The following is a 22,839-nucleotide window of genomic DNA, read 5'->3' on the forward strand; positions in this document are numbered from 1 at the left end:
CGGCTTGCAGTTGCGGTCCCGCTACGGCGCACGCGTCGCGGCAATCAGAAGCGAGTCGACACCTGGATGCCCAGGATATTCCCGCTGCTGTTGTACTGCCCCGCGACGCGCCCCTTGGACAGTGCGTCGCCAGAGTCCGTGTCGATGTTGGCATCGCGCAGGTACAGATAGGTATAGCCTACGTCGATTTGCGTGTCTTTGCTTACCGCATACTGTACGCCTGTTGAGAACCACCAGCGATCCGTGTCAGGCAGTGAGGTAGGGCGATCGGCCGGGTTGTGCACGGGCGATTGATCCCAAGCGACACCAAAGCGCCATTTCCATTTCGGGGCAAATTTATAATTCGCGCCCAGGGCGACTCGCCACGTATCGCGAAAATCCAGCGGCAACGTATCGGTCGGCCCGCCGTCATTTTCAATCTTCAACTCGGACAGCGTGCTCCAGCCCGTCCACGAAATATCCCCCAGCAATTCCCAGCGTTCATTCAATTGGTGTACGGCGCTGAGAATCAGCGAGTCCGGCAGGCTGACGTTGGTGCTGGCGTCATAAGACAGAGATCGTCCTGGCGCAAAGCCATCAATGTCGGTATCGCCGTCGGGGCTATGGCGTATCTTGGATCGATACGCGAGCCCGATACGCGTGTCTTCGGTGGGTTGCAGCATCAGGCCAATGTTCCAGCCCCAGGCATCGCCTTTCAGATTCAGGTCGGCATCGCCGGGCAGGTAGAGCGCGCCGGGGACCACGGGCACGACGACTTTCTTTTTGTATTGCGCATCAATGTGTTGCCAGTTCAGGCCTGCCCCTATCGAAAACTGTTCGCTGACCTTGTAGGCAATCGAGGGGTTGATATTGATGGTTTTGATGTCGAATTTGTTGGAGTGATATTGACCTACCCAATCATCATCGTACTCGGTCATCAAGCCAAAGGGTGCACCGACACCGAGTCCGACGAACCACTTCTCGCTGACCTGCCAGGAAAAGTACGCATTGGGAACGATGCCCAGGTTGCCAGCGTCACCACCATTTCCGCCGGTGGGGGCGCCGCCGCCGAGCGCGGTTGGATTGCGGCTATCGCCGTTGTCGCTGAATTCGAACGACGGCAAAATGGCGTTCACACCGGCAGAGATATTGAAGCCTGGCAAATAGGTCATGCCAGCGGGATTGTAGAAAATGGTGCTGGCGTTCTCAGCGATGGCAGCCGAACCGGCATAGGCGTTGCCCAGCCCACTGGCATTTTGTTCCATCAACTGAAAGCCGGCGGCGTGCACGGTGCTCACGCAGCCAGCGGCAATGGCGACAGACAAAGTTTTCAAAGCCCACGGTGTGTTACGCATGATTGACTCCCTCTCCTTTATTCATGGTGAACTTCCTCTCCTCAGGTGTAGCGGTGGGACTGCAAATGGGACCTGTACGTTGGTCTTTTTATGTCGTCGTGTTGCGCAGCTTGCTATCTCGATAATGAAGGGGCCCGCCGGTGAAGGGCGCAAAGCCTGTGCCAAAAATCACACCGGCATCGGCCAGATCGGCATCGGCGATGACGCGCTGGTCGACTTGCTGTTGTGTGCGGGTAATGAGGTGTCCGATCAGTTGTTGAGCCAGGTCGGGCGGCGGAGTGCCCGAGGCATTTTTTTGAGCTTTGCCGTCTTTCCAGAGATAAAAACCGCGGCCCGTTTTGCGGCCCAGGTCGCCGCGGGCAATGCGTTCGGCCAGGCAACGTGGCGGTTCGGCTTGTTGGGTCAATTGCTGACCGGCAGCCATGGCGATGTCCAGGCCGACAGTATCGGCTAGCTCCAGCGGCCCCATGGGCATGCCAAAGTCCGTCATTGTGCGGTCGATGGTTTCGGGCGCGAGGCCCTCATCTACCTTTTGCATCGCGGCCAGCATATAGGGTGCCAAGACGGCATTGACCAGGAATCCCGGGGCATCGCGTACCGGCAGCGGCAGCTTGCCCAATTGCCCGACAAAGGCGCAGGCACGCGCCTGGTTGCCGTGTTCATCGGTGTCCGTCTGTACGACTTCTACCAGGGGCATTTGCGCGACGGGGTTAAAGAAATGAATGCCCACAAGCCGATGGGGCGCGGTCAGCCCCGTGCGCAAGGTGGCGAGTGACAAGCTCGACGTGTTGGTGGCCAGGATGGCGTCGGGCTTTAGCTTCGGCTCCAGGGATCGGTATAGCGCGTGTTTGGCGGCGGCTTGTTCGGTAATCGCCTCGATGACGATGTCCGCGCGTGTGACGCCGTCGCCTGCCGGATCGGGAATTAATCGGTCTGCAGCCTGCTTGGCCGCATACGGGTCTTTGAGCTTGCGCGCGAACAGCGTAGCGGCGCGGCCGATGGCAGGGGCGATACGGGCGGCATCCTGATCTTGTAGCGTCACGGTCATGCCCTTTAGGGCGCACCAGGCCGCAATATCTCCGCCCATGGTACCTGCACCGACAACATGTACATGACGCACGGGTGGCACGCCGTCGACGGCCTTGCCGCAGCCTTTCAGGCGCTCCTGCAAGCGGAAAACACGCAACAAGTTTCGCGCCGTATCCGAGGTCAGGATGCGATCAATGATCTGCGGCGCCTGCAAGGCGTTGCCGTTATGCTCCGACCACAGCGTGACAATTGCCGATGGGGCGGGATAGTGTCCTTGCGGGTCTTTGTCGCGGATCTGTTTATAGGCGCGTTTGGCCACCAGCGATTTGAACGGTCGGCTATTTAGCCAGCCGATGATGCCGCGTGCGCGATGCGCAGGTTGGCCCGACAGCACATGTTGCCGGGCCGCGCGGTTGGCGAGTCGCAGGGGTACCCGGGCATCGACCAATCCCAGTGTTGCCGCCTTGCGCGCGTCGGCAGGGCGCCCCGTCAACATCATGTCTAATGCGGCGGGCGGACCGATCAGGGCGGGCAGCCGCTTCATGCCTCCCCAACCGGGGAAGATGCCCAACATGACCTCAGGCAGCGCCAGGGAGGTCCCGGGCACGTCGACGGCGAGCCGATAGCGGCACGCCATGGCCAGCTCCAGCCCGCCACCGAGGCAGTGGCCCTGAATCAGCGCCAAGGTCGGGTATGGCACCGCAGCCAGTCGATTAAACAAGTGCCAGCCGCGTTCGACCAGCGAGTGGGCATCCTGGGGCGTATTGAGTTCGGCGAATTCGTCCACATCGGCGCCGGCGATAAAACCGGCGGCCTTGCCTGAGTGGATGATCAGACCTTTGGGGGGCGCGGCTTGCAGACGGTCCAGCGCCTGAGCCAATTCCGTCATGACGTCTGCAGACAATGTATTGACGGCGCGGTCGGCGCGATCAAGCCTCAGCCAGGCCAGGCCATCGTCATCGCGTTCCAGGTGCCAATGACGCCATGAGGGCTGCAAAAGAGCCATGGTGGAAGTCATTATCGGGCCTCCGTTTCAAGCAACATGGCGCCGCCTTGCCCGCCGCCAATGCAAATACTTGCCATACCGCGCCGCAAGCCGCGCGCGCGCAGCGATTGCAGCAGGTGCAGGACGATACGCGCGCCAGAGGCGCCGACCGGGTGGCCCAGCGCGATCGCGCCGCCTTCAACGTTGAGCCGTTCCTGATCCAGGACGCCCAGTGCCTCGGTGCCGAAGTGCTCGCGGCAATACGCGTCATCGTTCCAGGCGGCGAGACAGGCCAGGACCTGCGCCGCGAAGGCCTCATTGATTTCCCACAAATCCAGATCATTGAGCCCCAACCCATGTCGCTGCAGGATGGGCGTGGCTGCGTGGACGGGGCCGAGGCCCATCTGCGCGGGGTCCAGTGCGGCCCATTGTGAATCGACGATACGCCCCAGGGGTTGAAGATTCCAGCGTTTCACGGCGTCTTCCGAGGCCAAGAGCAGTAGCGCCGCGCCGTCCGTCACCTGCGAACTGTTGCCGGCGGTGATGTTGCCCCAGGGTTTGTCGAACACCGGGCGCAGTTTGGCCAGACGCTCGGGTGTCGAGTCGTCGCGCACGCCGTCGTCAATGGGATAGAGCGTGCCCCGGGAATCGATCAGCGGCACGATTTCGCTGGCAGTGGCAGTCGTAGCAGCAGTGGGCGTGGTGGTCGCGGATGATTCACGCGATGTATCGAGAGGGACGTCGAGGTCGGGCGCGGGGTTAGTCTGAGACCCCCGGGCGGCGAGCGCGCGGGTATGGCTGCGTGCCGCGTAGGCATCCATTTCGCGACGGCTGATCCCAAAGCGGGTGGCCAGGTTTTCCGCCGTTTGTCCCATTGATAGACCCACGACAGGGTCGGTCAGGCCTTTAAGCAGCCCAATGACCGGCGCCAGTCGCCGAAAAGGAAAACGCCGCAAATTTGCCAGTTTGTCGCCCATGCCACGGGCGCTGGACCAGCTTGCCAGCCAGCGTGTCATCTCGTCGGATACGAGCAGCGGCGCACGCGATAGGGCATCGACACCCCCCGCCAGCACTAACGAGGCTCGGCCCGTTTGAATGTTGGCCATCGCGCTATCCAGCGCCTGCATGCCCGATGCGCAGTTGCGCATGACGGTCCAGCCGGGAACGCGATGGCCGCAACCCAGGCGCAGCGCGATGACTCGGCCGATATTGACTTCGTCGGCCGAGGGTGCGGCGCAACCTACGACAACCTCGTCCAGGTCCGTGGGCGCAAAGGGCTGGCGCAGCAAGAGCGCCTGGCCGGCTTGTACCGCCAGGTCCGCCGCTGAAAAGGGCCCCGGCGCATTGCGTGCCTTGAGAAAGGGAGTACGCGCGCCGTCCACGACGTAAATGGGGGCGTGTGGCATAACAGCTCCTTCGCGTGGTTGTCCTAAGTCGTCTGGCATGGCGCGCCCGTTGTTGTGCGCGGATAGTCGTGCTGAGGGCGGCGTCGTCGCCGCGGGACGTGCGGGCGCGCTACGGAGGCAGCGGCGCGCGCAGGCCCCCAAGCAAAAAACTCATCAAACGCTGCAGCAATCGATCTGGATCGTGTGCCGAATCACTGTCCTCGGCGGCCCAGCCGATGACGGTTCGCAGGACTTCCGTGCCTATGATGGCATACGACGTTGCACCCAACATGAATTGAAAGCGCCAGATGATTTCCGCGCGCGGAACATCGGGCAATGCTTTAAACAGGGCGGCCTGATAGCGCTCCATCACGCTGGCGTATTCCGCCGCGACGAGCGTGCGGATAAAGCCCGTGGGGTCGATCATGGTGCGTTCGAGCAACGGCAGAAAATTTTTGCCGGCGTGATCGGGGCTGGCCGCCAATCGCAGCAGGGTGCCAAAAAAGGCATCCACAATTTGAGAGGGCTTGAGGGGGCTTCCCTGCGCACAGGTTTCCAGTTCATCCAGTTGGCGCAGTCGCTCCTGGTTCAGCACGGCCAGCCTACGCTTGAGGACGGCTTGTACCAGGGATTCTTTGGATCCGAAGTGATAGTTCACAGCGGCCAGATTGACATCGGCCTCGCTAGTGATCTGCCGCATCGAGGTCCCATCGAATCCTTGCTGCACAAACAGTCGTTCTGCCGTATCCAGAATGAGGTTGCGAGTGGAAGGGACACCGGAGTCGGCCATGGTTTGAATGTATTCAAACGTTCGTTTGAAAACAATATATAGGGAGTTCGTCGTCTGATCGAGTCCGCATTAACCCGTAGACGAGTGACAGGCAGAGGAGCCAAAACCCCACCGCGAGGCGGGTCGAGATCAGCAAAACGCGCGCGAGCGGTTACAGTTCATCAATAGTGCGCCGCCGTGGTATGCGACGCCTCCTTTTACAGAGATTCGCCATATGTTTGAATATATACCAGCCGTCATGACCGCAGGATTGCTGCTATGAATGATTCATCTCAAGCCCACTGGAATCTGGACCATATTGTTTCCGGTTTGCGCGATGCCCGTGTCGACTGGCGTGGGCCGCGCGGCCGCTTGCGCGAATCCGGGGGGGATCGCGAGTTTCCGTCGCAGCAAAGCCTGCGCGCCATCGTGCTGCAATTGTGCGGCGCCCTCTTTCCGATGCGACTGGGTCCCATCGATCTGCGTTCGGAAGTCGAGGACTTCTATGTAGGCCACACGATCGGCTCGGCGCTGGACGCCTTGTTGCATCAGGTCTGTCTAGAGTTGCATCACATGGGCCGCAACCAGACAGAACCAGAGTCTGATGAGAGTATGCGCGCGCGCGCGGCGCAGATCGTGCGGCAGTTTGGCGCGGCATTGCCGCAAGTCCGGCGTGCGCTGGATTTGGATGTGACGGCCGCCTACCAGGGAGACCCGGCTGCGCACAGCGTCGACGAGGTATTGCTGTGCTATCCCGGCGTCAGCGCCATGATCCACCATCGTCTGGCCAGCGTGCTGTACAAGCTGGGCGTACCGATGTTGGCGCGTATCGTGGCCGAGATTGCGCATGCCGATACGGGTATCGACATTCACCCCGGCGCCACGATAGGCAAGAGCTTTTTTATCGATCACGGGACGGGGGTGGTGATCGGTGAGACCGCCATCATCGGTGACCGCGTGCGGCTCTATCAGATGGTGACACTGGGCGCCAAACGTTTCCCGCCAGGCGAAAACGGAGAGCTCAAAAAAGGCTTGCCGCGTCACCCGATCATTGAAGACGATGTGGTGATTTATTCGGGCGCGACGATCCTGGGCCGGGTCACTATCGGCCGCGGCTCGGTGATCGGCGGTAACGTCTGGTTGACGCGCAGCGTGCCGGCAGAGAGCAATGTCACCCAGGCCAGTTTGGTCAACAACATGCCCAACTGTGGGCTGGGCGGTGCGTAAAGGGCTGTGGTAACGATGTCAGACCTGGCCGCGCTGGGCGCATTTATCGATCGACATACGCACCTGTTTGTCTTGACCGGGGCTGGCTGCAGTACCGGTTCGGGTATTCCGGATTATCGGGATGACGACGGCCAATGGAAGCGCAGCCCACCCATCGATTTTCAGTCGTTCATGGGCTCGTCGGCCATGCGGGCTCGTTATTGGGCGCGCAGCATGGTGGGCTGGCGCCGGTTTGGCTACGTCCAGCCCAACGCCGCCCATCGTGCCCTGGCCTGGCTGGAGCAACGCGGCAAGATTCGCCTGTTGGTGACACAGAACGTCGATGGCTTGCACCAGGCGGCCGGCAGCACCCGTGTGTTGGATCTGCACGGTCGCCTGGACGAGGTGCGCTGCATGCGCTGTGATTGGCGCGAGCCGCGGGCGGTCTGGCAAGCCCAACTGGACAGCCGCAATCCGGACTGGATGAATTTGGACGCCGCTGATGCGCCCGATGGTGATGCCGATCTCGAGGGTGTCGACTTTTCGCGTTTCGTCATTCCCGATTGCCCCCGGTGCGGCGGCATTGTCAAACCCGATGTCGTATTTTTTGGCGAGAGTATTCCGCCTGATCGCGGCGTGCAAGCACGCACGGCGCTGGAGCACGCCGATGCCGTGCTGGTCGTGGGGTCATCGTTGATGGTGCATTCGGGTTACCGGTATGTGCGGTCGGCGGCGCAGACCGGTCTGCCGATTGCCGCCTTGAACCTCGGGCGCACGCGAGCGGACAGTTTATTCAGTCTGAAAGTGTCGCAACCCTGTGCCGATGTCCTGGACGCCTTGTATGGCCCATTCGGTGCGCAGGCGGCGTTGGCTGCCGGAGAGGTGGCCCCGGATGCCATCTCGAAATGACCCGCACTGGTCAGTCTTTGTCGAAAGTCCTAAGTGCTTGATCACCTTTGTTTTTTTCGTGATGATCCCAAGCTGTCCATAGGGTTGTCCACAGAAACTGGGGATAAATCGCCAGCCTGCGGCTCCACACATCAGGTGGCGGGAAAGTCTTCGCCTAACAGGGCACGGCGCGCGGCGTGCCAACTGCCGACATCGGGCGCGTAGAGTAGCCCTCCGCTGCGATGCGTGGGTTTGTAGGGGCTGGCATCAAAGTGCGCAGAGAAGCCCCCGGCTTCGCGGTGTACCAGCCAACCGGCGGCGTGATCCCACGGGTCGAGCTTGTTGTACAGCATGATGTGGCAATGGCCGTTGGCGGCCAGGCGGTACTCGTGCGCCGCACAGCGCAGCGAGGCGGTTGAGCCCAGCGAGCCCAGATTGCCATTGACGGTGCTGCGCAGCGGCTCGGGTAAAAATCCGGTCGAGATCATGCCATCCATGTCCTGCGGCGGGACGGGGGGCGCGACTTTGAGCGGCGTTTGCGTGCCATTAGCCGTCTCGGACCAGGCGCCTTCGCCGCGCACGGCCATCGTCCACTCGTGGGTCACGGGGTCGTAGATCACGCCCGCCAGCACGTCGCCACGATGACAGACCGCGACCATCATGCCAAACAGCGGCAGGCCCGCCACGAAATTGCGAGTGCCGTCGATGGGATCGATCAGAAACGCCAGGTCGGCGTCGACCAGCATATTCAGCAGGGCGGGATTCCGTGACGCGGCTTCCTCGCCGACCATGACGGCACTGGGTTGTAGCTTGGCTAGACGCGCTGTAATAAAGCGCTCGGCGGCCTCGTCAGCTTCGGTGACCAGGTCTCGCGGTGAGCTTTTGGTCGAGATCGCATCAGCGGACAACCGGCGAAAGCGCGGCATGACTTCGGCTTGGGCGGCGTCGGCCAGGATAGCCGCAATGCGGCGGGTGTCTTCGCGAGTATAGGTGCGGCTCATGCTGGGCTCTGGAGAAGGGTGCACAAATCTAGCATGTTTGACGAGGAAGGATGCAGGTTGTGTCGCGATGTGGCGCATTCATGCGTATGTCCCCTAATGCGCGCCTAGTGCGGCGGCTAAGCCCGTCGCATTGCGCATACCCTGATCTTGATAGTTGGTATTCAGCACGGCGTGCGCCTGACGGACCTGTTGCGCCAGGCGTTTGAGCCGTTGGGCGAGTTCGGCAAGCTCGGCGGGCGAGTATTCGTACTGAAAGCGGCTCGATGAGGCGTTCGAGGCGTTGTTCCAGGTGGTGATATTACGCCCATGCAGGCGCAGCACCGCCAACTCGGGATGTGTGCTTTCCCAGACAGCGGGCACGGTATTGTCAAAGCCCTGAGGGGCGTCGACGACCGTATGCACCATGCCTGCCTCGCGCTCCAGCGCCAGTGTCCAGGCACTGGCCGCGGACGTCTCAAACCAGCTACGATGGCGAAACTCCACTGCCATCAGGTGTTCTTGCATGTAGCGACGGCATTCGTGGAGCCACGCCACGCCGTGCGCGTTCCTGTGTACCCACGGGGCAAACTGAAAGTGCACCGCAGCCAGTTTGCCCGTCATGCGCAAGGGCTCCAGGGCGATCAGAAAACGCCGCCAGAGTTCGCCCCGCAGCTCCGCAGGCAACTGGTGATAGAACACCATGGGGTCGGTCGACATGCCATCCGAATCATCGGCGAGCTCGCGCCGGATATCCATGGGCAACGCTTGCCGTGGCGCAGGATGCCCAGTAAACAGGCGGAAGGCTTTGACATGAAACACGAAATCGTCGGGTGTGCGGGTGGCCCATAAATGGGCCGTCTGGCCGTTCGGCATCCGGTAGTACGTGGCATCGACCTCGACCAGTTTGAATTGCGTCGCGTAGTAGCGCAGACGCGCCTCGGCCGTACGCGCGTGTGGCGGATAAAAGCGCTTGCAAGCGAGCAGCGTCGGGTCGGTCCAGGAGGCAGTGCCGGTCAGGATAGACATAGAGGTGGAGCGCGCAGGTCGGTGCGCGGCGATAGGCGATAGCAGGGAAGTTCCGTTATTATCTGTATAAATATACAGTGATTTTTGAACCTTTGGGGATCGCCGCGCGAGGGCTTTCACGCGTTCGTTCCACCCGTTAATGTTGCCATCATGACCCCCGACACCGATTATCTGTCCGACCTGAATCCGGCCCAGCGCGAGGCTGCCACGTTCGGGGTGGGCAATCCCGAGGCCCCCGCCTTGCTGGTCATCGCGGGCGCCGGATCGGGCAAGACCAGCACGCTGGCGCATCGCGTCGCTCATCTTGTGCTCAACGGCGCCGACCCGCAGCGCATGTTGCTGCTGACATTTTCACGCCGTGCGGCCCAGGAAATGGATCGCCGCGTGGGCCAGGTCCTGCAGCGCGTGATGAAACTGCACGCCACGCAGCAAGCACCTTCGCTGCCATGGGCGGGTACGTTTCATAGTATTGGCGCGCGCTTGCTACGCGACTGCGCGGGTCGCATAGGCCTATCTGAAAACTTCACTATTCATGATCGCAGCGATGCCGAAGACCTGATGGGGATGGTGCGGCACGAGCTCGGTTTGTCCGCGACGGCCGAACGCTTTCCTCTCAAGGGCACCTGCCTGGCGATCTATTCTCGCGTCATCAATAGTCAAGCCCCGGTGGCCGACGTGTTGAAACACGCGTTCCCCTGGTGCGCACAATGGGAGGACGCGCTCAAGCGCCTATTTGCGGCCTACGTCCAGGCCAAGCAGGACCAACAGGTCCTCGACTACGACGATTTGCTGTTGTACTGGTCCGAGATGATGCAAGACAGCGTGCTGGCGCACGATGTGGGCGCGCGTTTCGACCATGTATTGGTCGACGAATATCAGGACACCAATCGTTTGCAATGCGCAATCCTGCTCGCCATGAAACCCGACGGTCGTGGCTTGACCGTGGTGGGCGATGATGCGCAATCGATTTATTCTTTCCGCGCCGCGACCGTACGTAATATTCTGGACTTTCCCACGCAGTTTGCGCACCCTGCTCACGTCGTGACGCTGGAGCGCAACTATCGTTCGACGCAGCCGATTCTGGATGCCTCGAACGCCGTGATCGATCTGGCCAGCGAGCGCTACACCAAAAATCTCTGGACCGACCGCGAATCCTCGAGCCGCCCCGCGCTGGTCACCGTGAGCGACGAGGCCGGCCAGGCGCGTTGGGTGGCCGATCAGGTGCTGGCGCACCGCGAAGCCGGCGCGACCCTGAAATCCCAGGCTGTCCTGTTTCGCGCCTCGAATCACAGTGCCGCGCTCGAGCTCGAGCTCACGCGGCGCAATATCCCGTTCGTGAAGTTCGGCGGCCTGCGTTTTCTTGAGGCCGCGCATATCAAGGACGTATTGTCGATGCTGCGTTGGGCGGAAAATCCGCGTAGCCGTTTGGCGGGCTTTCGGGTAGCGCAGTTGCTACCGGGCATCGGGCCCGCGATCGCAGGTCGCTTGATGCAGGACCTGGCCGATGCGGCCGACCCCATGGCTGTACTGCATGCTTTTAAACCCGGTGCCGCCGCCAAAACCGACTGGAACGCCTTTGTCGAGACCTATGCGGCGCTGCGCAGCGCCGACGCGAGATGGCCCGCTGATCTGGATGTCGCGCTGCGCTGGTATGTGCCGCAACTCGAGCGCCTTTATGACGATGCGCGTGTACGTAAAATCGACCTTGATCAGTTATCGCGCATCGGCGCCGGGTACGGCAGCCGCGAGCGCTTTCTCACCGAATTGACGCTGGACCCGCCCGACGCCACCAGTGCCGAGTCCGGCCCGCCGTTGCGTGACGAGGACTACATGATCTTGTCCACCATCCACTCGGCCAAGGGGCAAGAGTGGAAATCGGTGTTTGTACTGAATGTCGTTGACGGTTGTATCCCCTCTGATATGAGCACGGGCACCGCCGACGAGATCGAAGAAGAACGGCGCCTGTTATATGTGGCGATGACGCGTGCCAAAGAGCAGTTGCAGTTGATCGTGCCGCAGCGCTTTTACGTGCATCAGCAAACCGGGTTGGGGGACCGGCACGTGTATGGGTCGCGCACCCGATTCATACCCGATGCGCTGTTACCGTTGTTCGAGGCGCTGCCCAAGCCGCCGACTTTGGCCGATCTGCCCTTTGGCCGCGGCGTGCTCCCAACGGAGTCGGCGCCGCGCATTGACGTCGCCCAACGGGTTCGCAAGTTGTTTAGCTGAGCTATCATGGCCTGGTTACCCGACGCGCGCCTTGCGCGCTGTCGGGCGTCCGAGCGTGCTATTGCGGAGGCTTGCATGTCGCATAAACACTCCATCCCCGCGTTGCCGCAAAACGAGGTGGTGGCATCGGTAGCGTATGTCCAGGGACAGCGTTCTCATGACGTGCCCATCGATGAGATCAAATTATGTCCCGTCCAAGAAGAAAACCTTCTCTGGATCGGATTGTGCAATCCCGATGCCGATTTGTTGCGGCGCGTAGCGGACGATCTGGGTGTGCGTCCTGGCGCGCGCAACGAAATGCTGGAGACACACCGTCGCCCCAAAATCATTGATTTTGGCCAGTGCGTGCTCGTGGTGGCGATTACGGTCGAGATCAATCAGGGCCGGCCGATTTTCGGCGAAACGCAGGTGGTCATTGGCCGAGGGTTTTTGTTGACCGTGCGGCGCGGCGCCTCGGCGACACATCGCGAATTGCGCGAGCGCCTGGAGTCGGCGCCAGATCTGTTGCGGCGCGGCAGCGACTACATCGCGTCGGAGCTGCTGGATCTGCTGGTCGATCGTTACCTGAGCGCCGCCGCCCAACTCGAAACGGTAGTCGAGGGGGCCGAGCAAAAATTGCTGATCCGGGGCGCCAAAGACTCCGATATTCGCAAGCTCTACCGGCAGCGCCGCGACTTGTTGCGCATCCACGCCGTCATCGCCCCGCTGGCGGAGATCTCGCGCCGGCTGTCCACGATGGAAATGTCGGTGATTGACGCGGACGCGCGGCCCAATTTTTCCGTGGTGGCGGACCGGGTATTGCGTGTCGATGAGTTCGTCAACGGGTTACGCGAGTCATTGGCCTTTGCGTTTGAGGCCAGCCTCATGATTGCGCAGTCTCAGCAAAATGACATTACCCGCCGGCTCGCAGCATGGGCCGCTATTCTGGCAGTGCCCACGGCGGTCGCGGGGATTTACGGCATGAACTTCGAATTCATGCCAGAGTTAAAGACACAATGGGGCTACCCGGTGACCCTGGGAGCGATCGCGACGGTGTGTTCAGTGCTGTATTGGCGGTTCCGTCGGGCGGGCTGGCTATAGGGCAGGGGCTTTTCGCTTCTTGCGCGGCGCTTAGGCGTGTTGTCGCGGGGTGGATGCCATTATCCTGCCAGAGCGCAAGCCCGATGAGACCTTTGAAGCCGGGTATGGCACACTGCGTGTCATCGTTTTTTTCGGAACCCTATATTTTGCGCAGGCAGTTTTCCTTGGGCCGACTCGGCCGCAAATTAGGTAGCGTCCTTGGCATTGCGCTGGTGGCCCTGGTGGTGCATTGGTTCCAGGGGACGTCCGATTCGACATCCCCGGACGTGCCAGCGACGGCAGACCGAGCGGGATCAACGCAGACATCGACGGGCGGGACGGGGCGGGCCAATGCCAATAGCCCGGTGCCGACAGCATCCCGTTCTGTGGCTTCCCCGAACGACAGCCCCGTGCCGCCGGGACGCACGGTCTTGACTGGTACGGTCACTAAAGTCGCCGATGGTGACACCGTGACCTTGCGGGTCAACGGTAAATCGCAACGCGTTCGACTGGACAGCATTGATGCGCCCGAGACGAATCACGGTGCCCAGGAGCCGGGGCAACCGTTTGCCGAGGCCGCTCAGCGGCATCTCGAAAAAATGGTCGGAGGGAAAACCGTGACCGCACAGTGCTACGAGCCCGATCAGTTCTCGCGCGAGCTATGCGCATTGATCTTGCCCGATGGCACGTCGGTGAATCGGGCGCAGGTCGCGGCCGGATATGCGTGGGCTTATACCGCCAGTCGGGGCGATTACCTGACCGACAAGGCGATGCGGGGCATTCAGGACCAGGCGCGTCGTGCCCGAGTGGGATTGTGGGTACAAGACGGGGCGGTCGAACCCTGGAAATGGCGCTACGAATGCTGGCGCAATCAGCGCTGCGGGTCGAAGTAGACCGATTTCGGGCGCCGCCGCTAGCGGGCTTTGCTATGCTGTGCACCAGGCCCGACACGGGACATTACACGGGAACGGTTTATGGGTGCATGGCTGCAGCGGATGTCGATGGTCGTACTGGTGTCGGTGTTGACACTGGCTGGCTGCACACGCGACCCTATCAATAGCCCCTATGAAACCGGTGCGTTGTCCGAGAATGCCCTGTATACGGCCTTCGTCAAGCGATCGCCCAAGTATCTGGACCCCGCCCGCTCGTATTCGACTGACGAAACCCCGTTCACCTACAACATCTACGAGCCGCTTTACGGATATCACTATCTGAAGCGCCCGTACGAATTGATCCCGCGCGCGGCGGCCGCCATCTCGCAACCGCGCTATCTGGATAGCCAGGGTAATACCCTGCCGGCGGATGCCCCGGGCGACCAAATTGCCGAAAGCGTCTACGACATACCGATTCGGTCGGGCATCCAGTTTCAGCCGCATCCCGCCTTTGCGCGTGAGGCCGATGGCCGGGATAGCTATTTTCCTCTGCGGCCCGGCGAGCTCGACGACAAGTTTTATCTGACGGATTTTCCCAAGACGGGGACGCGTGAGTTGACGGCTAGCGACTACGTCTATGCGTTTCGGCGGCTGGCCAGCCCGCGTGTGGCATCGCCGATCTATTCCCTGATGGCCAACTATGTCATCGGTATGCAGGACTACGGCAAGCGCCTGCAGCAGCGCGATGCCGCCCTGCGTAAAGACCTGCCATTTGACCAGCGCGATCTGCCCTGGCTGGATCTGCGCGAGGATGATGGCTTTGACGGCGTGCAGGCGCTCGACGATCACACGCTGCGCATCCGCATCAAGGGCAAGTACCCACAGTTCAAGTATTGGCTGGCCATGACTTTTACCGCGCCCATCCCCTGGGAGGCGGATCGTTTTTACAGCCAGCCGGGCATGGCGGCGCACGATTTGTCGCTCAATACGTGGCCTGTCGGTACGGGCCCATTCATGTTGGTCGAGTCGCTACAAAATCGCCGTCATGTCCTGGCGCGCAACCCTCATTTTCGGGGCGAGCCGTACCCCTGCGAGGGCGAGCCCGCCGACCGTAAGGCGGGCTTATTGGCCGATTGTGGCAAGCCCACGCCTTTCCTGGATCGCGTGGTATTCAACGTCGAAAAAGAAGCCGTCCCCCTGACCGGTAAATTCATGCAGGGCTACTACGATATCCCGCAGGTCGAGCGCGGCGAGTACGGGGTATCCATGCTGGTCGCGGCGGGAGACTCGCCGGACAAGGCCAAGACCTATCGTGATCATGGCATTCAGCTACCCACGGCAATCGAGACATCGACCTGGTATATGGGATTCAACTGGCTCGATCCAGTGGTCGGGCAGGGCGATACCCCTGAGCAACAGGAAAAAAATCGCAAGCTGCGCCAAGCCATCAGCATTGCGTTTAACTGGGAAGAGTACGTCGCCGTCTTCGAAAACGACCAAGCCATGGTGGCCAATGGCCCTGTGCCTCCAGGGGTATTGGGCTATCGCGAGCCTCCCGAGGGGATCAACCCCGTGGTGTACGACGTGCTCGATGGCCGGGCGAAACGCAAGCCGCTCGAGGTGGCCAAGCAATTGCTGGCCGAGGCGGGCTATCCTCACGGGCGCGATGCGCAAACGGGGGCGCCGCTCGTGCTGTATTACGACGCCATGAGCGGCGGCGGGTCAAATCCGCAATTTGACTGGATGCGGCGCCAACTGGCTCAGATCGGTATTCAAATGGACGTGCGATCGACCGACTATGGCCGTTTTCAGGACAAGATGCAGCGCGGTACGGCGCAGTTGTTTTTTTGGGGATGGGTGGCGGATTACCCGGATGCGGAAAATTTCCTGTTCCTGTTGTACGGTCCGAATGGCAAGGCCAAGCATGGTGGCGAAAACGCCGCCAACTATGTGAATCCCGAATTCGATCGGCTGTTCGAGCGTATGAAGTTTCTGGACGACGGCCCTGAAAAAGTCGCGCTGATCGACCAGATGCAGGCCATCGTGCAGCGTGATGCACCCTGGATGTTCGGCTATTTCCCCATGTCGGGCGGTGCCTATCAGCAATGGGTGGGCAATGCCAAGCCGACACAGATGGTGCGCAACACGCTGCAATACATCAAGGTCGACCCGGCACTGCGGGTCAGCAAAATAGACGAGTGGAATACGCCGCGCTGGTGGCCCCTGGCGCTGCTGGCGCTCTTGCTGGGACTGGCCATCTGGCCATCGTATGTCGCCCTCAAGCGACGTGAACGGCAAACCGCGTTTGGATCACGCGCTGACGTTTCCCCTACCTCGACATCGAAGGAGCCCCAGCCATGACCGGCTATGTGATTCGCCGCCTGTTGTATGGGGTGTTGATCCTGATCGGGGTCAACCTGTTTACGTTCATCCTGTTCTTTGCCGTGAACACACCCGACGACATGGCGCGTCTGGCGATCGGCGGTCAGCGGGTCAGCCAGGAGGCCATCGAGCGCTGGAAGGTCGAGCATGGTTATGACAAGCCCTTGTTTCTAAACACGCAGACCGAGGGTGTCGATCAACTGACCGAGACCGTGTTTTACCAACGCTCGGTGCCGCTGTTGACGATGGAGTTCGGCTCGTCCGACGCCGGGCACGATATCAGTCGCGAGATCCGCATGCGTATGGGCCCCAGTCTGGCGCTGGCCATCCCGACGTTTTTTCTGGGCCTGTTTGCCAGTGTGGTCTTCTCGTTGTTATTGGTGTATTTCCGTGCCACCCGGCTGGATTTCTGGGGCGTGGTGTTGTGCGTGATCTTGTTGTCGATATCCAGTCTGTTTTACATCATTGCCGGCCAGTGGTTGTTTGCAAAAGTGCTGCGGCTCGTGCCGTATTCGGGTTTCGCCGGCGGACTGGACGCCATCAAGTTCCTGGCTTTGCCGGTACTGGTGGCGGTGATCGCGAGGTTGGGCCCCGAGGCCCGTTTCTATCGCGCCTTGTTTCTGGAGGAGGTTGGTAAAGACTACGTGCGCACCGCGCGCGCCAAGGGACTGGCCGAACGTACCGTGTTGTTCCGCCATGTGCTGCGTAATGCCATGCTACCGATTCTGACGGGAACGGTATCGGCGATTCCCTTGCTGTTTATGGGAAGCCTGATTGCCGAGTCCTTCTTTGGGATTCCGGGGTTGGGCAGCTATACGATCGACGCCATTAATTCGCAGGATTTTTCGATTGTGCGTGCGATGGTGTTCCTGGGCGCCGCCCTGTATATCGTCGGACTGATCCTGGCCGACATTTCCTATACGCTGGCTGATCCCCGCGTGCGCTTCGAGTAGCCGCTATGCCAAAATTTGTATTCCTGTGGACGGATATTGCGCTGTTTCTCATGGTGGCCGGCGTGTTGGTCTACGTCTGGCACGTGCGCCGCAGCCCAAACCTGCGCGCCACCTGGGCCACGGTAGGCCGCGATGCGCCGGCCATGAGTTCCGCCGTGGTGTTGATGGCATTTGTCGTCATTGGTCTGCTGGACTCTATCCACTATCGACCGCAGTTACCCCCCGCTCCGGGGGCAGCCGCGAATGCGCCGCCGATTTATGCACCGGCGGTGCAATCTGCACTGGACGGCCTGTTGAATGACACAGTGCTGACGCGGCCCGAGAAAACCTATTCTTCACCGTTGGCGGTGCGTCAATTCACCAAAGAGACGGAGCTGATCGACGGTCATCCGATACGCAATTTTCCGCTTCTGCGCAGTGGCGGCGCCCATCTGTCTGATCCCGATAGCGACTGGCGGGGCGATGTCATGCAGCGCTTGGCATGGGGCGTGACCGGCGGCGTGATCGCGGCACTGTTGGGCACGGTGGTCCTGGCGGCAGCCCTGGGACGGTCGCGAGGCGGCTGGCGGCAGGGCCTCGTCGATGTGGTTCGCGGTCATACCGAACTGCCGTGGCGTGCGATGTGGCTGACTTACGCGTTGTTGTGCCTGGTCCTGGCCATCGTTGTGGCCTTGGCGAGTGGCTATCACGTCTTTGGCACGGATCGCACGGGTAATGATGTCTTGTGGCAGGCCCTCAAAAGCGTCCGTACGGCGTTGGTGATCGGCAGCCTGACGACGCTGGCGATGTTGCCGCCAGCGATCGGTTGTGGACTGGCGGCCGGTTACTTTAAAGGGCGGGTCGACGATGCCATCCAGTATGTGTACACGACGCTGACCTCGATTCCCGGGGTGCTATTGGTGGCGGCCTGCGCGTTGATGATGCAGGTGTATATCGACACGCATCCCGATCTGTTTGACACCTCGGCGGCGCGGGCGGATCTGAGATTGTTCTTGTTGTGCATGATCCTGGGGCTGACCGGCTGGTCGGGGTTGTGCCGCCTGCTGCGCGCAGAGACGCTGAAGCTGCGCGAGCTCGAGTACGTGCAGGCGGCACGCGCCTTTGGCGTATCGCACTGGCGCATTATGCGGCGTCATTTGTTGCCTAACGTGATGCACATCGTGTTGATCACGGTCGTGCTGGAGTTCTCCGGTTTGGTGCTTTACGAGGCCGTGTTGTCGTATCTGGGCATCGGTGTAGACCCGAGCATGAATTCGTTCGGTTCCATGATCGACAGCGCCCGGCTCGAAATGTCGCGAGATCCGATGATCTGGTGGAATCTGTTGACCGCCTTCGTTTTTATGTTGGCCTTGGTGCTGGCGGCGAATCTGTTCGCCGACGCCGTGCGTGAGGCCTTTGACCCGCGTGCGCGCCGTTATCGGCCAAAACGATGGCTGAAAAAGAAAGACGTGTCACCGGCCCAGGCCGAAACAGGAGCCGCACCGTGAGCCGCGCGGCGAATGCCTTGTTGACCGTCGCAGATCTGGACGTCGCCATTGTCGGTGATACGGGGCTGACGCACGCCGTCAAACGCCTGCAATTGGCCGTCGAGCGAGGCGAGACCTTTGCTTTGGTTGGCGAGTCTGGTTGCGGCAAAAGCATGACGGCGCTGGCGCTGCTGCGCCTGCTGCCGGATGCGGGGCGTATCGTGGGTGGGCAAATCAGCTTAAACGACCAGGATCTGAATCAGTTGTCGGAAAGCGCGATGCGGGGCGTGCGCGGGGGTCGCATCGGCATTATCTTCCAAGAACCGTCTACCAGTCTGAATCCGGTGATGCGCGTGGGCGACCAGATTCTGGAAACCCTAAAGGCACATACTGCTTTACGTGGTGCCGCTGCGCGGGCGCGTGCCATCGACTGGCTGCGTCGCGTAGGTATTCCGGAACCGGAACGGCGTGTCGATGACTATCCGTTTCAGTTTTCAGGTGGCCAAAAACAACGCGTGATGATCGCCATTGCGTTGGCTGCGGAGCCCGCGCTATTGATCGCCGATGAGCCCACGACCGCGCTGGACGTGACGGTGCAGGCGCAAGTGCTGGAATTGCTAGCGGATATTCAACGCGAAATGGGTATGGCAATTTTGCTGATTACCCATGATTTAGCCGTAGTGCGCAACGTTGCCAAGCATGTCGCGCTGATGCGTGACGGTGAAATCGTCGAGAGCGCGCCGGCGGATGTGTTTTTTGAACACCCGCGCCATCCCTATGCGCGTCAGTTGTTCGATGCCATTCCCACATATGAAAAACGGGGCCGGCCATTGGCAGGGCCTGGCGTATCCGAGGTATCTGCGACGCCTCGGGTTTCCGTGACCGCCGCGACAAGTGTTCTGCCTGATTCGCTGCCCGGCGAGGTGGTGCTGGACGTTCAAGACCTGCTGGTGCATTACCCGATCCGCAAGGGGATTTTGCGGCGTATCGACTCGTGGGTGCAGGCCGTCAATGGCGTCACTTTTTCGTTGCGCGCGGGCGAGACATTGGCGCTGTTGGGTGAGTCGGGTTGCGGCAAGACCACCACGGGCAAGGCCTTGTTGCGCCTGGTCGATGGTGCAAAAGTCGAGGGGCGCGCCTTATTGAACGGGCACGATTTGCTCAACGCCGGTCGCCGTGACTTGCGCCGGTTGAGACAGGATATTCAGATCGTTTTTCAGGATCCTTTTGCCTCGCTGAACCCGCGTATGCGCGTGGGCGACATTCTGGACGAAGGGGTTGCCGCGATGCGACCTGACATGTCCATGTCCAAGCGGCGAAATCGCACGAGGCATCTATTGCAGCGGGTAGGCTTGCCCGTCGATACGGAAGGCCGCTATCCCCATGAGTTTTCGGGGGGGCAACGCCAGCGCATTGCCATCGCGCGCGCGTTGGCGGTGGAGCCCAAGGTCCTGATCTGCGACGAGCCGACGTCCGCATTGGATGTGTCGGTTCAGGCGCAGATACTGGATTTGTTGCGCGAGCTTCAGGCCGAATTGGGGATTGCCTACTTGTTCATCACGCACAATTTTGGCGTGGTCGAGTATCTGGCCGACCGCATTGCGATCATGCACGCTGGACGCATTGTCGAGACGGGAACGGCCGATGCGGTACTGCATGCGCCGGAACACGAAATGACGCGTCGATTGCTCGAGGCTGTGCCGCGCCTGACGTTCGGTGCTACTGCAGCCGATCATCATCCAGAAAATCCGGCACAGCCATGACCTCGATGCCGTCCTCGTTCAGGGCGGCGCGTTCTTCGGGAGTCGCGGTGCCGCGGATGGGGCGTTCGTCCGCGTCGCCCTCATGAATGCGGCGAGCCTCTTCGGCAAAGCGCGGGCCGACATTTTCCGTGTTGCGGATGACGTTGCGTATTTCTTGCAGCACGGCGGCCTGCAGTCGCGCCATGGCGGCGGGATTGGCATGGGCTGCGGTGGCGGTAGAGGTGGCGCCCGTCGGGGCAACGGCCGATGAGGCCGGCGTGCTCGTTGGCGCCGGCGCCCGCAAATGCTTGACGTTCAGGTGGGGTGCCGACAAACGCTTGGTGATGGTCGCGGATGCGCACAGCGGACACGTGAGTAGTCCACGCGCTTGTTGCGTGTCATAGTCGTCGTGCGAGCTGAACCAGCCTTCGAAAAGGTGGCCTTGATCACATTCCAGGTCGAATACTTTAAGTGCCATGGCGAAGATAGGGGTGCAGCAGCAAAACGGCAATGAAACGGCGCCCGCAGGCGCCGTCAGGGAAACTGCTGCAATAGGGCGGGAAAATCCCGCCTGATCGATCAGTTTACGCGACTACGGTATTCGTTGGTGCGTGTATCGATTTCGATCTTGTCGCCAATGGCGCAGAACAGCGGCACGCTCAACTCGTAGCCGGTGTTGATCTTGGCGGGCTTGAGGACTTTGCCCGAGGTATCGCCACGGACGGCGGGTTCGGTGTAAGTGATCTCGCGGACCAGGATGGTGGGCAACTCGATCGAGATGGCACGGCCGTCGTAGAAGACGACTTCGACGGGCATGGCTTCTTCGAGGTAGTTGAGCGCGTCGCCCATGCTTTCGGCTTCAATTTCGTACTGGTTGTACTCTTCGTCCATGAAGACATACATGGGGTCGCCGAAGTACGAGTAGGTGCATTCCTTGCGTTCGAGCACGACGATGTCGAATTTTTCGTCGGCCTTGTAGACCGATTCGCTGCCCGAGCCGGTCAGCAGGTTTTTGAACTTGAGCTTGACGACGGAAGCATTACGGCCAGACTTGTTGTATTCGGCCCTCTGGACCACGAGGGGATCCTTGCCCACCATGACCACGTTGCCGACTCGCAATTCCTGAGCGGTTTTCATTGATTAAAACTCCGGGTGTTATAGCGCGCTCACCGTACTTGCGCGCAGGGGATACCGGCGTGGGCTGGCCCTGCGTGCCCTGGGAGGCTGTCAAAGTCGAGGCCTGGCTCGACGCAACATGCGCGGGCAAAGGGTCTCGGAAAACTCTCTATTCTAGCGTTTCCTGGATAATTCCGTGCAAAAATCAACCAATCTGTCCCCTAAATCGGGAAGCTTCGCCTGAGCAGCATCCCAGGCAAGGGCTGCATTTTGCCAGTCCTGCCAGGTCGCAGGCCGCAGGGCGGCCGCCAAAACAGCCGAGACGGCGTCGGCGCCGGTTGGGTCGATATCGGTGCCGTCGATGGTGTTGCTAACCGCCGAGTCAACCGTGTCAGCGTTGGCCTGATCGCCGCTCGTCGTTTGGCCAGGTCCGGGGGTGTTCCACGCCCGAATGACGGATTGGACCTGGGGCGGCGCTGGATAGCGCGTCAGCCACGCCTCGAGCTTGTTTCGATGCGCGTCGTCGTCCTGCGGATAGATTTGCCAGACTAGCGGGCGCGCGGCCCAGGCTGCCCGGACGAACGAGTCTTCGCCGCGCACGAAATTCAGATCGGCGCACCAGAGCAGGCGATCGAAGTCTGGTTGTGTCACGAACGGCGCCCGGGCGATTTGCACGTGACCGGCAAGCGGATCCGCGACGGCTTGCTCCAGTCCGGGGGCGACGCCCTCGGGCACCCACAGCAGCGTCGGTTGAGTGTCGCGGGCGAGGGCATGGGCCAGCGCTGCCACGGGAGCATGGGGATAGCAGAACAACGAGACCAGGCGGGCGCCGGCCCGCCAGTGGCCCAGGGCGGCATTGGCCAGTCCGAGGCCGCGCAGGAACTGCTCTTGTGTGCCGCGAGACGCTTGAAAGGCATTGCGCTCCTCGCTGATTCCGGGTTCCCGCAGCAGACCACCGGTGGCGGGGGTGAATCCCGGGAAAAAGAAATACTTAAGCAAACCATCCGAGCGGGTGGAGGGCAGACCATGGCAGCCTTCTACCCAGGGCTCGGCACTGAGATATTCCAGGTTGATCCAGAGGGGCGCGCGATCCTGTGTATCGGTCTGTCGGCGTCGCATCGCCTCGATAAAGGAGGCCGGGGGGTCGCACGCAAACGCTTCGATCACGACGTCCCCGGGATCGAGCGCAGGCGGGCTGGGGGTCCAGTGCACAATATCGATACCGCTGTGCACCTGCGGCGTCCCGTCGGTCAGGATGCCAGGTTGAATGCGGGCAAAGGCGCGCAGATCGTCGACCCAGAGACGCACCTGCCAGCCGTGTCCTCCTGACAGGCGCCGGGCCAGTCGCCAGCACACCCCGATATCGCCATAGTTGTCGACGACGCGGCAGAAGATATCGGCTCGCATGCTATCGGTCC

General features: G+C 61.1%; 18 protein-coding genes. 9 read left to right on the forward strand and 9 right to left on the reverse strand.

From position 1 onward, the window contains the following. Positions 1-44: 44 nt before the first annotated feature. The 4 genes from ACYVDM_RS24865 to ACYVDM_RS24880 all read right to left on the reverse strand — a co-directional run bounded on the left by ACYVDM_RS24865 (position 45) and on the right by ACYVDM_RS24880 (position 5,523). Positions 45-1,334: an OmpP1/FadL family transporter gene (locus ACYVDM_RS24865; protein WP_415792646.1), complete on the reverse strand. Its 1,290-nt coding sequence runs from the start codon at positions 1,332-1,334 to the stop codon at positions 45-47. A gap of 88 nt (positions 1,335-1,422) precedes the next feature. Continuing rightward, on the reverse strand, positions 1,423-3,381 hold the full coding sequence (locus tag ACYVDM_RS24870) for a 3-hydroxyacyl-CoA dehydrogenase NAD-binding domain-containing protein (protein ID WP_415792647.1): 1,959 nt from the start codon (positions 3,379-3,381) through the stop codon (positions 1,423-1,425). Next, positions 3,381-4,754: an acetyl-CoA C-acetyltransferase gene (locus ACYVDM_RS24875; protein ID WP_415792648.1), complete on the reverse strand. Its 1,374-nt coding sequence runs from the start codon at positions 4,752-4,754 to the stop codon at positions 3,381-3,383. Before ACYVDM_RS24875 ends, ACYVDM_RS24870 begins: the two co-directional genes overlap by 1 nt. Before the next feature lie 109 nt (positions 4,755-4,863). Beyond that, positions 4,864-5,523: a TetR/AcrR family transcriptional regulator gene (locus tag ACYVDM_RS24880; RefSeq protein ID WP_415792649.1), complete on the reverse strand. Its 660-nt coding sequence runs from the start codon at positions 5,521-5,523 to the stop codon at positions 4,864-4,866. Positions 5,524-5,781: 258 nt separating this feature from the next. On the opposite strand from ACYVDM_RS24880, the gene epsC reads away from it, so the two are divergent. Then, positions 5,782-6,729, forward strand: a complete 948-nt coding sequence (epsC, locus tag ACYVDM_RS24885) for a serine O-acetyltransferase EpsC (protein ID WP_415792650.1) — start codon at positions 5,782-5,784, stop codon at positions 6,727-6,729. A gap of 15 nt (positions 6,730-6,744) precedes the next feature. Further along, positions 6,745-7,617 carry an NAD-dependent protein deacetylase gene (locus tag ACYVDM_RS24890; protein ID WP_415792651.1) on the forward strand — a complete coding sequence of 291 codons (873 nt, stop codon included), beginning with the start codon at positions 6,745-6,747 and terminating at the stop codon, positions 7,615-7,617. 131 nt (positions 7,618-7,748) lie between these two features. Here the strand turns inward: ACYVDM_RS24890 and ACYVDM_RS24895 are convergent, their stop codons facing one another. Further along, a complete protein-coding gene (locus tag ACYVDM_RS24895; RefSeq protein ID WP_415792652.1) occupies positions 7,749-8,597 on the reverse strand; it encodes an inositol monophosphatase family protein in 849 nt (282 codons plus the stop codon). Between the two features lie 93 nt (positions 8,598-8,690). After that, complete coding sequence (locus ACYVDM_RS24900; protein ID WP_415792653.1) at positions 8,691-9,602, reverse strand: DUF72 domain-containing protein; 912 nt, start codon at positions 9,600-9,602, stop codon at positions 8,691-8,693. A 150-nt stretch (positions 9,603-9,752) separates the two neighbouring features. On the opposite strand from ACYVDM_RS24900, the gene ACYVDM_RS24905 reads away from it, so the two are divergent. The 7 genes from ACYVDM_RS24905 (at position 9,753) to ACYVDM_RS24935 (ending at position 20,326) form a co-directional block, all read left to right on the forward strand. After that, entirely contained in the window at positions 9,753-11,831 is a 2,079-nt protein-coding gene (locus ACYVDM_RS24905) for an ATP-dependent helicase (RefSeq protein WP_415792654.1), read from the forward strand. 75 nt (positions 11,832-11,906) lie between these two features. Continuing rightward, on the forward strand, positions 11,907-12,911 hold the full coding sequence (locus ACYVDM_RS24910) for a magnesium and cobalt transport protein CorA (protein ID WP_415792655.1): 1,005 nt from the start codon (positions 11,907-11,909) through the stop codon (positions 12,909-12,911). 116 nt (positions 12,912-13,027) lie between these two features. Then, entirely contained in the window at positions 13,028-13,783 is a 756-nt protein-coding gene (locus ACYVDM_RS24915) for a thermonuclease family protein (protein WP_415792656.1), read from the forward strand. A gap of 81 nt (positions 13,784-13,864) precedes the next feature. Continuing rightward, complete coding sequence (locus ACYVDM_RS24920) at positions 13,865-16,123, forward strand: ABC transporter substrate-binding protein (protein WP_415792657.1); 2,259 nt, start codon at positions 13,865-13,867, stop codon at positions 16,121-16,123. Further along, complete coding sequence (locus tag ACYVDM_RS24925) at positions 16,120-17,097, forward strand: ABC transporter permease (protein ID WP_415792658.1); 978 nt, start codon at positions 16,120-16,122, stop codon at positions 17,095-17,097. The genes ACYVDM_RS24920 and ACYVDM_RS24925 overlap by 4 nt, the downstream gene beginning before the upstream one ends. A gap of 5 nt (positions 17,098-17,102) precedes the next feature. Further along, a complete protein-coding gene (locus ACYVDM_RS24930) occupies positions 17,103-18,584 on the forward strand; it encodes an ABC transporter permease (protein WP_415792659.1) in 1,482 nt (493 codons plus the stop codon). Next, positions 18,581-20,326, forward strand: coding sequence for an ABC transporter ATP-binding protein (locus ACYVDM_RS24935; RefSeq protein ID WP_415792660.1), 1,746 nt, complete (start codon positions 18,581-18,583; stop codon positions 20,324-20,326). Before ACYVDM_RS24930 ends, ACYVDM_RS24935 begins: the two co-directional genes overlap by 4 nt. On the opposite strand, the gene ACYVDM_RS24940 is transcribed toward ACYVDM_RS24935, so the two are convergent. The 3 genes from ACYVDM_RS24940 to earP form a co-directional block, all read right to left on the reverse strand. Continuing rightward, positions 20,283-20,783, reverse strand: coding sequence for a DUF1178 family protein (locus ACYVDM_RS24940; protein WP_415792661.1), 501 nt, complete (start codon positions 20,781-20,783; stop codon positions 20,283-20,285). The genes ACYVDM_RS24935 and ACYVDM_RS24940 overlap by 44 nt on opposite strands. 101 nt (positions 20,784-20,884) lie before the next feature. Further along, entirely contained in the window at positions 20,885-21,442 is a 558-nt protein-coding gene (gene efp / locus ACYVDM_RS24945) for an elongation factor P (protein WP_415792662.1), read from the reverse strand. A gap of 153 nt (positions 21,443-21,595) precedes the next feature. Continuing rightward, entirely contained in the window at positions 21,596-22,828 is a 1,233-nt protein-coding gene (gene earP, locus ACYVDM_RS24950; RefSeq protein ID WP_415792663.1) for an elongation factor P maturation arginine rhamnosyltransferase EarP, read from the reverse strand. Between the last annotated feature and the right edge of the window lie 11 nt (positions 22,829-22,839).

It is taken from the genome of Bordetella tumulicola, from assembly GCF_054779135.1.

Excerpts from the sequence above, each read along its gene's own strand:
- ACYVDM_RS24900 (WP_415792653.1), bottom strand. The coding sequence starts at position 9,602 with ATGTCTATCCTGACCGGCACTGCCTCCTGGACCGACCCGACGCTGCTC.
- ACYVDM_RS24875 (WP_415792648.1), bottom strand. The coding sequence starts at position 4,754 with ATGCCACACGCCCCCATTTACGTCGTGGACGGCGCGCGTACTCCCTTT.
- epsC (WP_415792650.1), top strand. The coding sequence starts at position 5,782 with ATGAATGATTCATCTCAAGCCCACTGGAATCTGGACCATATTGTTTCC.
- ACYVDM_RS24880 (WP_415792649.1), bottom strand. The coding sequence starts at position 5,523 with ATGGCCGACTCCGGTGTCCCTTCCACTCGCAACCTCATTCTGGATACG.
- ACYVDM_RS24905 (WP_415792654.1), top strand. The coding sequence starts at position 9,753 with ATGACCCCCGACACCGATTATCTGTCCGACCTGAATCCGGCCCAGCGC.
- efp (WP_415792662.1), bottom strand. The coding sequence starts at position 21,442 with ATGAAAACCGCTCAGGAATTGCGAGTCGGCAACGTGGTCATGGTGGGC.
- ACYVDM_RS24895 (WP_415792652.1), bottom strand. The coding sequence starts at position 8,597 with ATGAGCCGCACCTATACTCGCGAAGACACCCGCCGCATTGCGGCTATC.
- ACYVDM_RS24940 (WP_415792661.1), bottom strand. The coding sequence starts at position 20,783 with ATGGCACTTAAAGTATTCGACCTGGAATGTGATCAAGGCCACCTTTTC.
- ACYVDM_RS24910 (WP_415792655.1), top strand. The coding sequence starts at position 11,907 with ATGTCGCATAAACACTCCATCCCCGCGTTGCCGCAAAACGAGGTGGTG.
- earP (WP_415792663.1), bottom strand. The coding sequence starts at position 22,828 with ATGCGAGCCGATATCTTCTGCCGCGTCGTCGACAACTATGGCGATATC.
- ACYVDM_RS24925 (WP_415792658.1), top strand. The coding sequence starts at position 16,120 with ATGACCGGCTATGTGATTCGCCGCCTGTTGTATGGGGTGTTGATCCTG.
- ACYVDM_RS24870 (WP_415792647.1), bottom strand. The coding sequence starts at position 3,381 with ATGACTTCCACCATGGCTCTTTTGCAGCCCTCATGGCGTCATTGGCAC.
- ACYVDM_RS24930 (WP_415792659.1), top strand. The coding sequence starts at position 17,103 with ATGCCAAAATTTGTATTCCTGTGGACGGATATTGCGCTGTTTCTCATG.
- ACYVDM_RS24890 (WP_415792651.1), top strand. The coding sequence starts at position 6,745 with ATGTCAGACCTGGCCGCGCTGGGCGCATTTATCGATCGACATACGCAC.
- ACYVDM_RS24920 (WP_415792657.1), top strand. The coding sequence starts at position 13,865 with ATGGGTGCATGGCTGCAGCGGATGTCGATGGTCGTACTGGTGTCGGTG.
- ACYVDM_RS24865 (WP_415792646.1), bottom strand. The coding sequence starts at position 1,334 with ATGCGTAACACACCGTGGGCTTTGAAAACTTTGTCTGTCGCCATTGCC.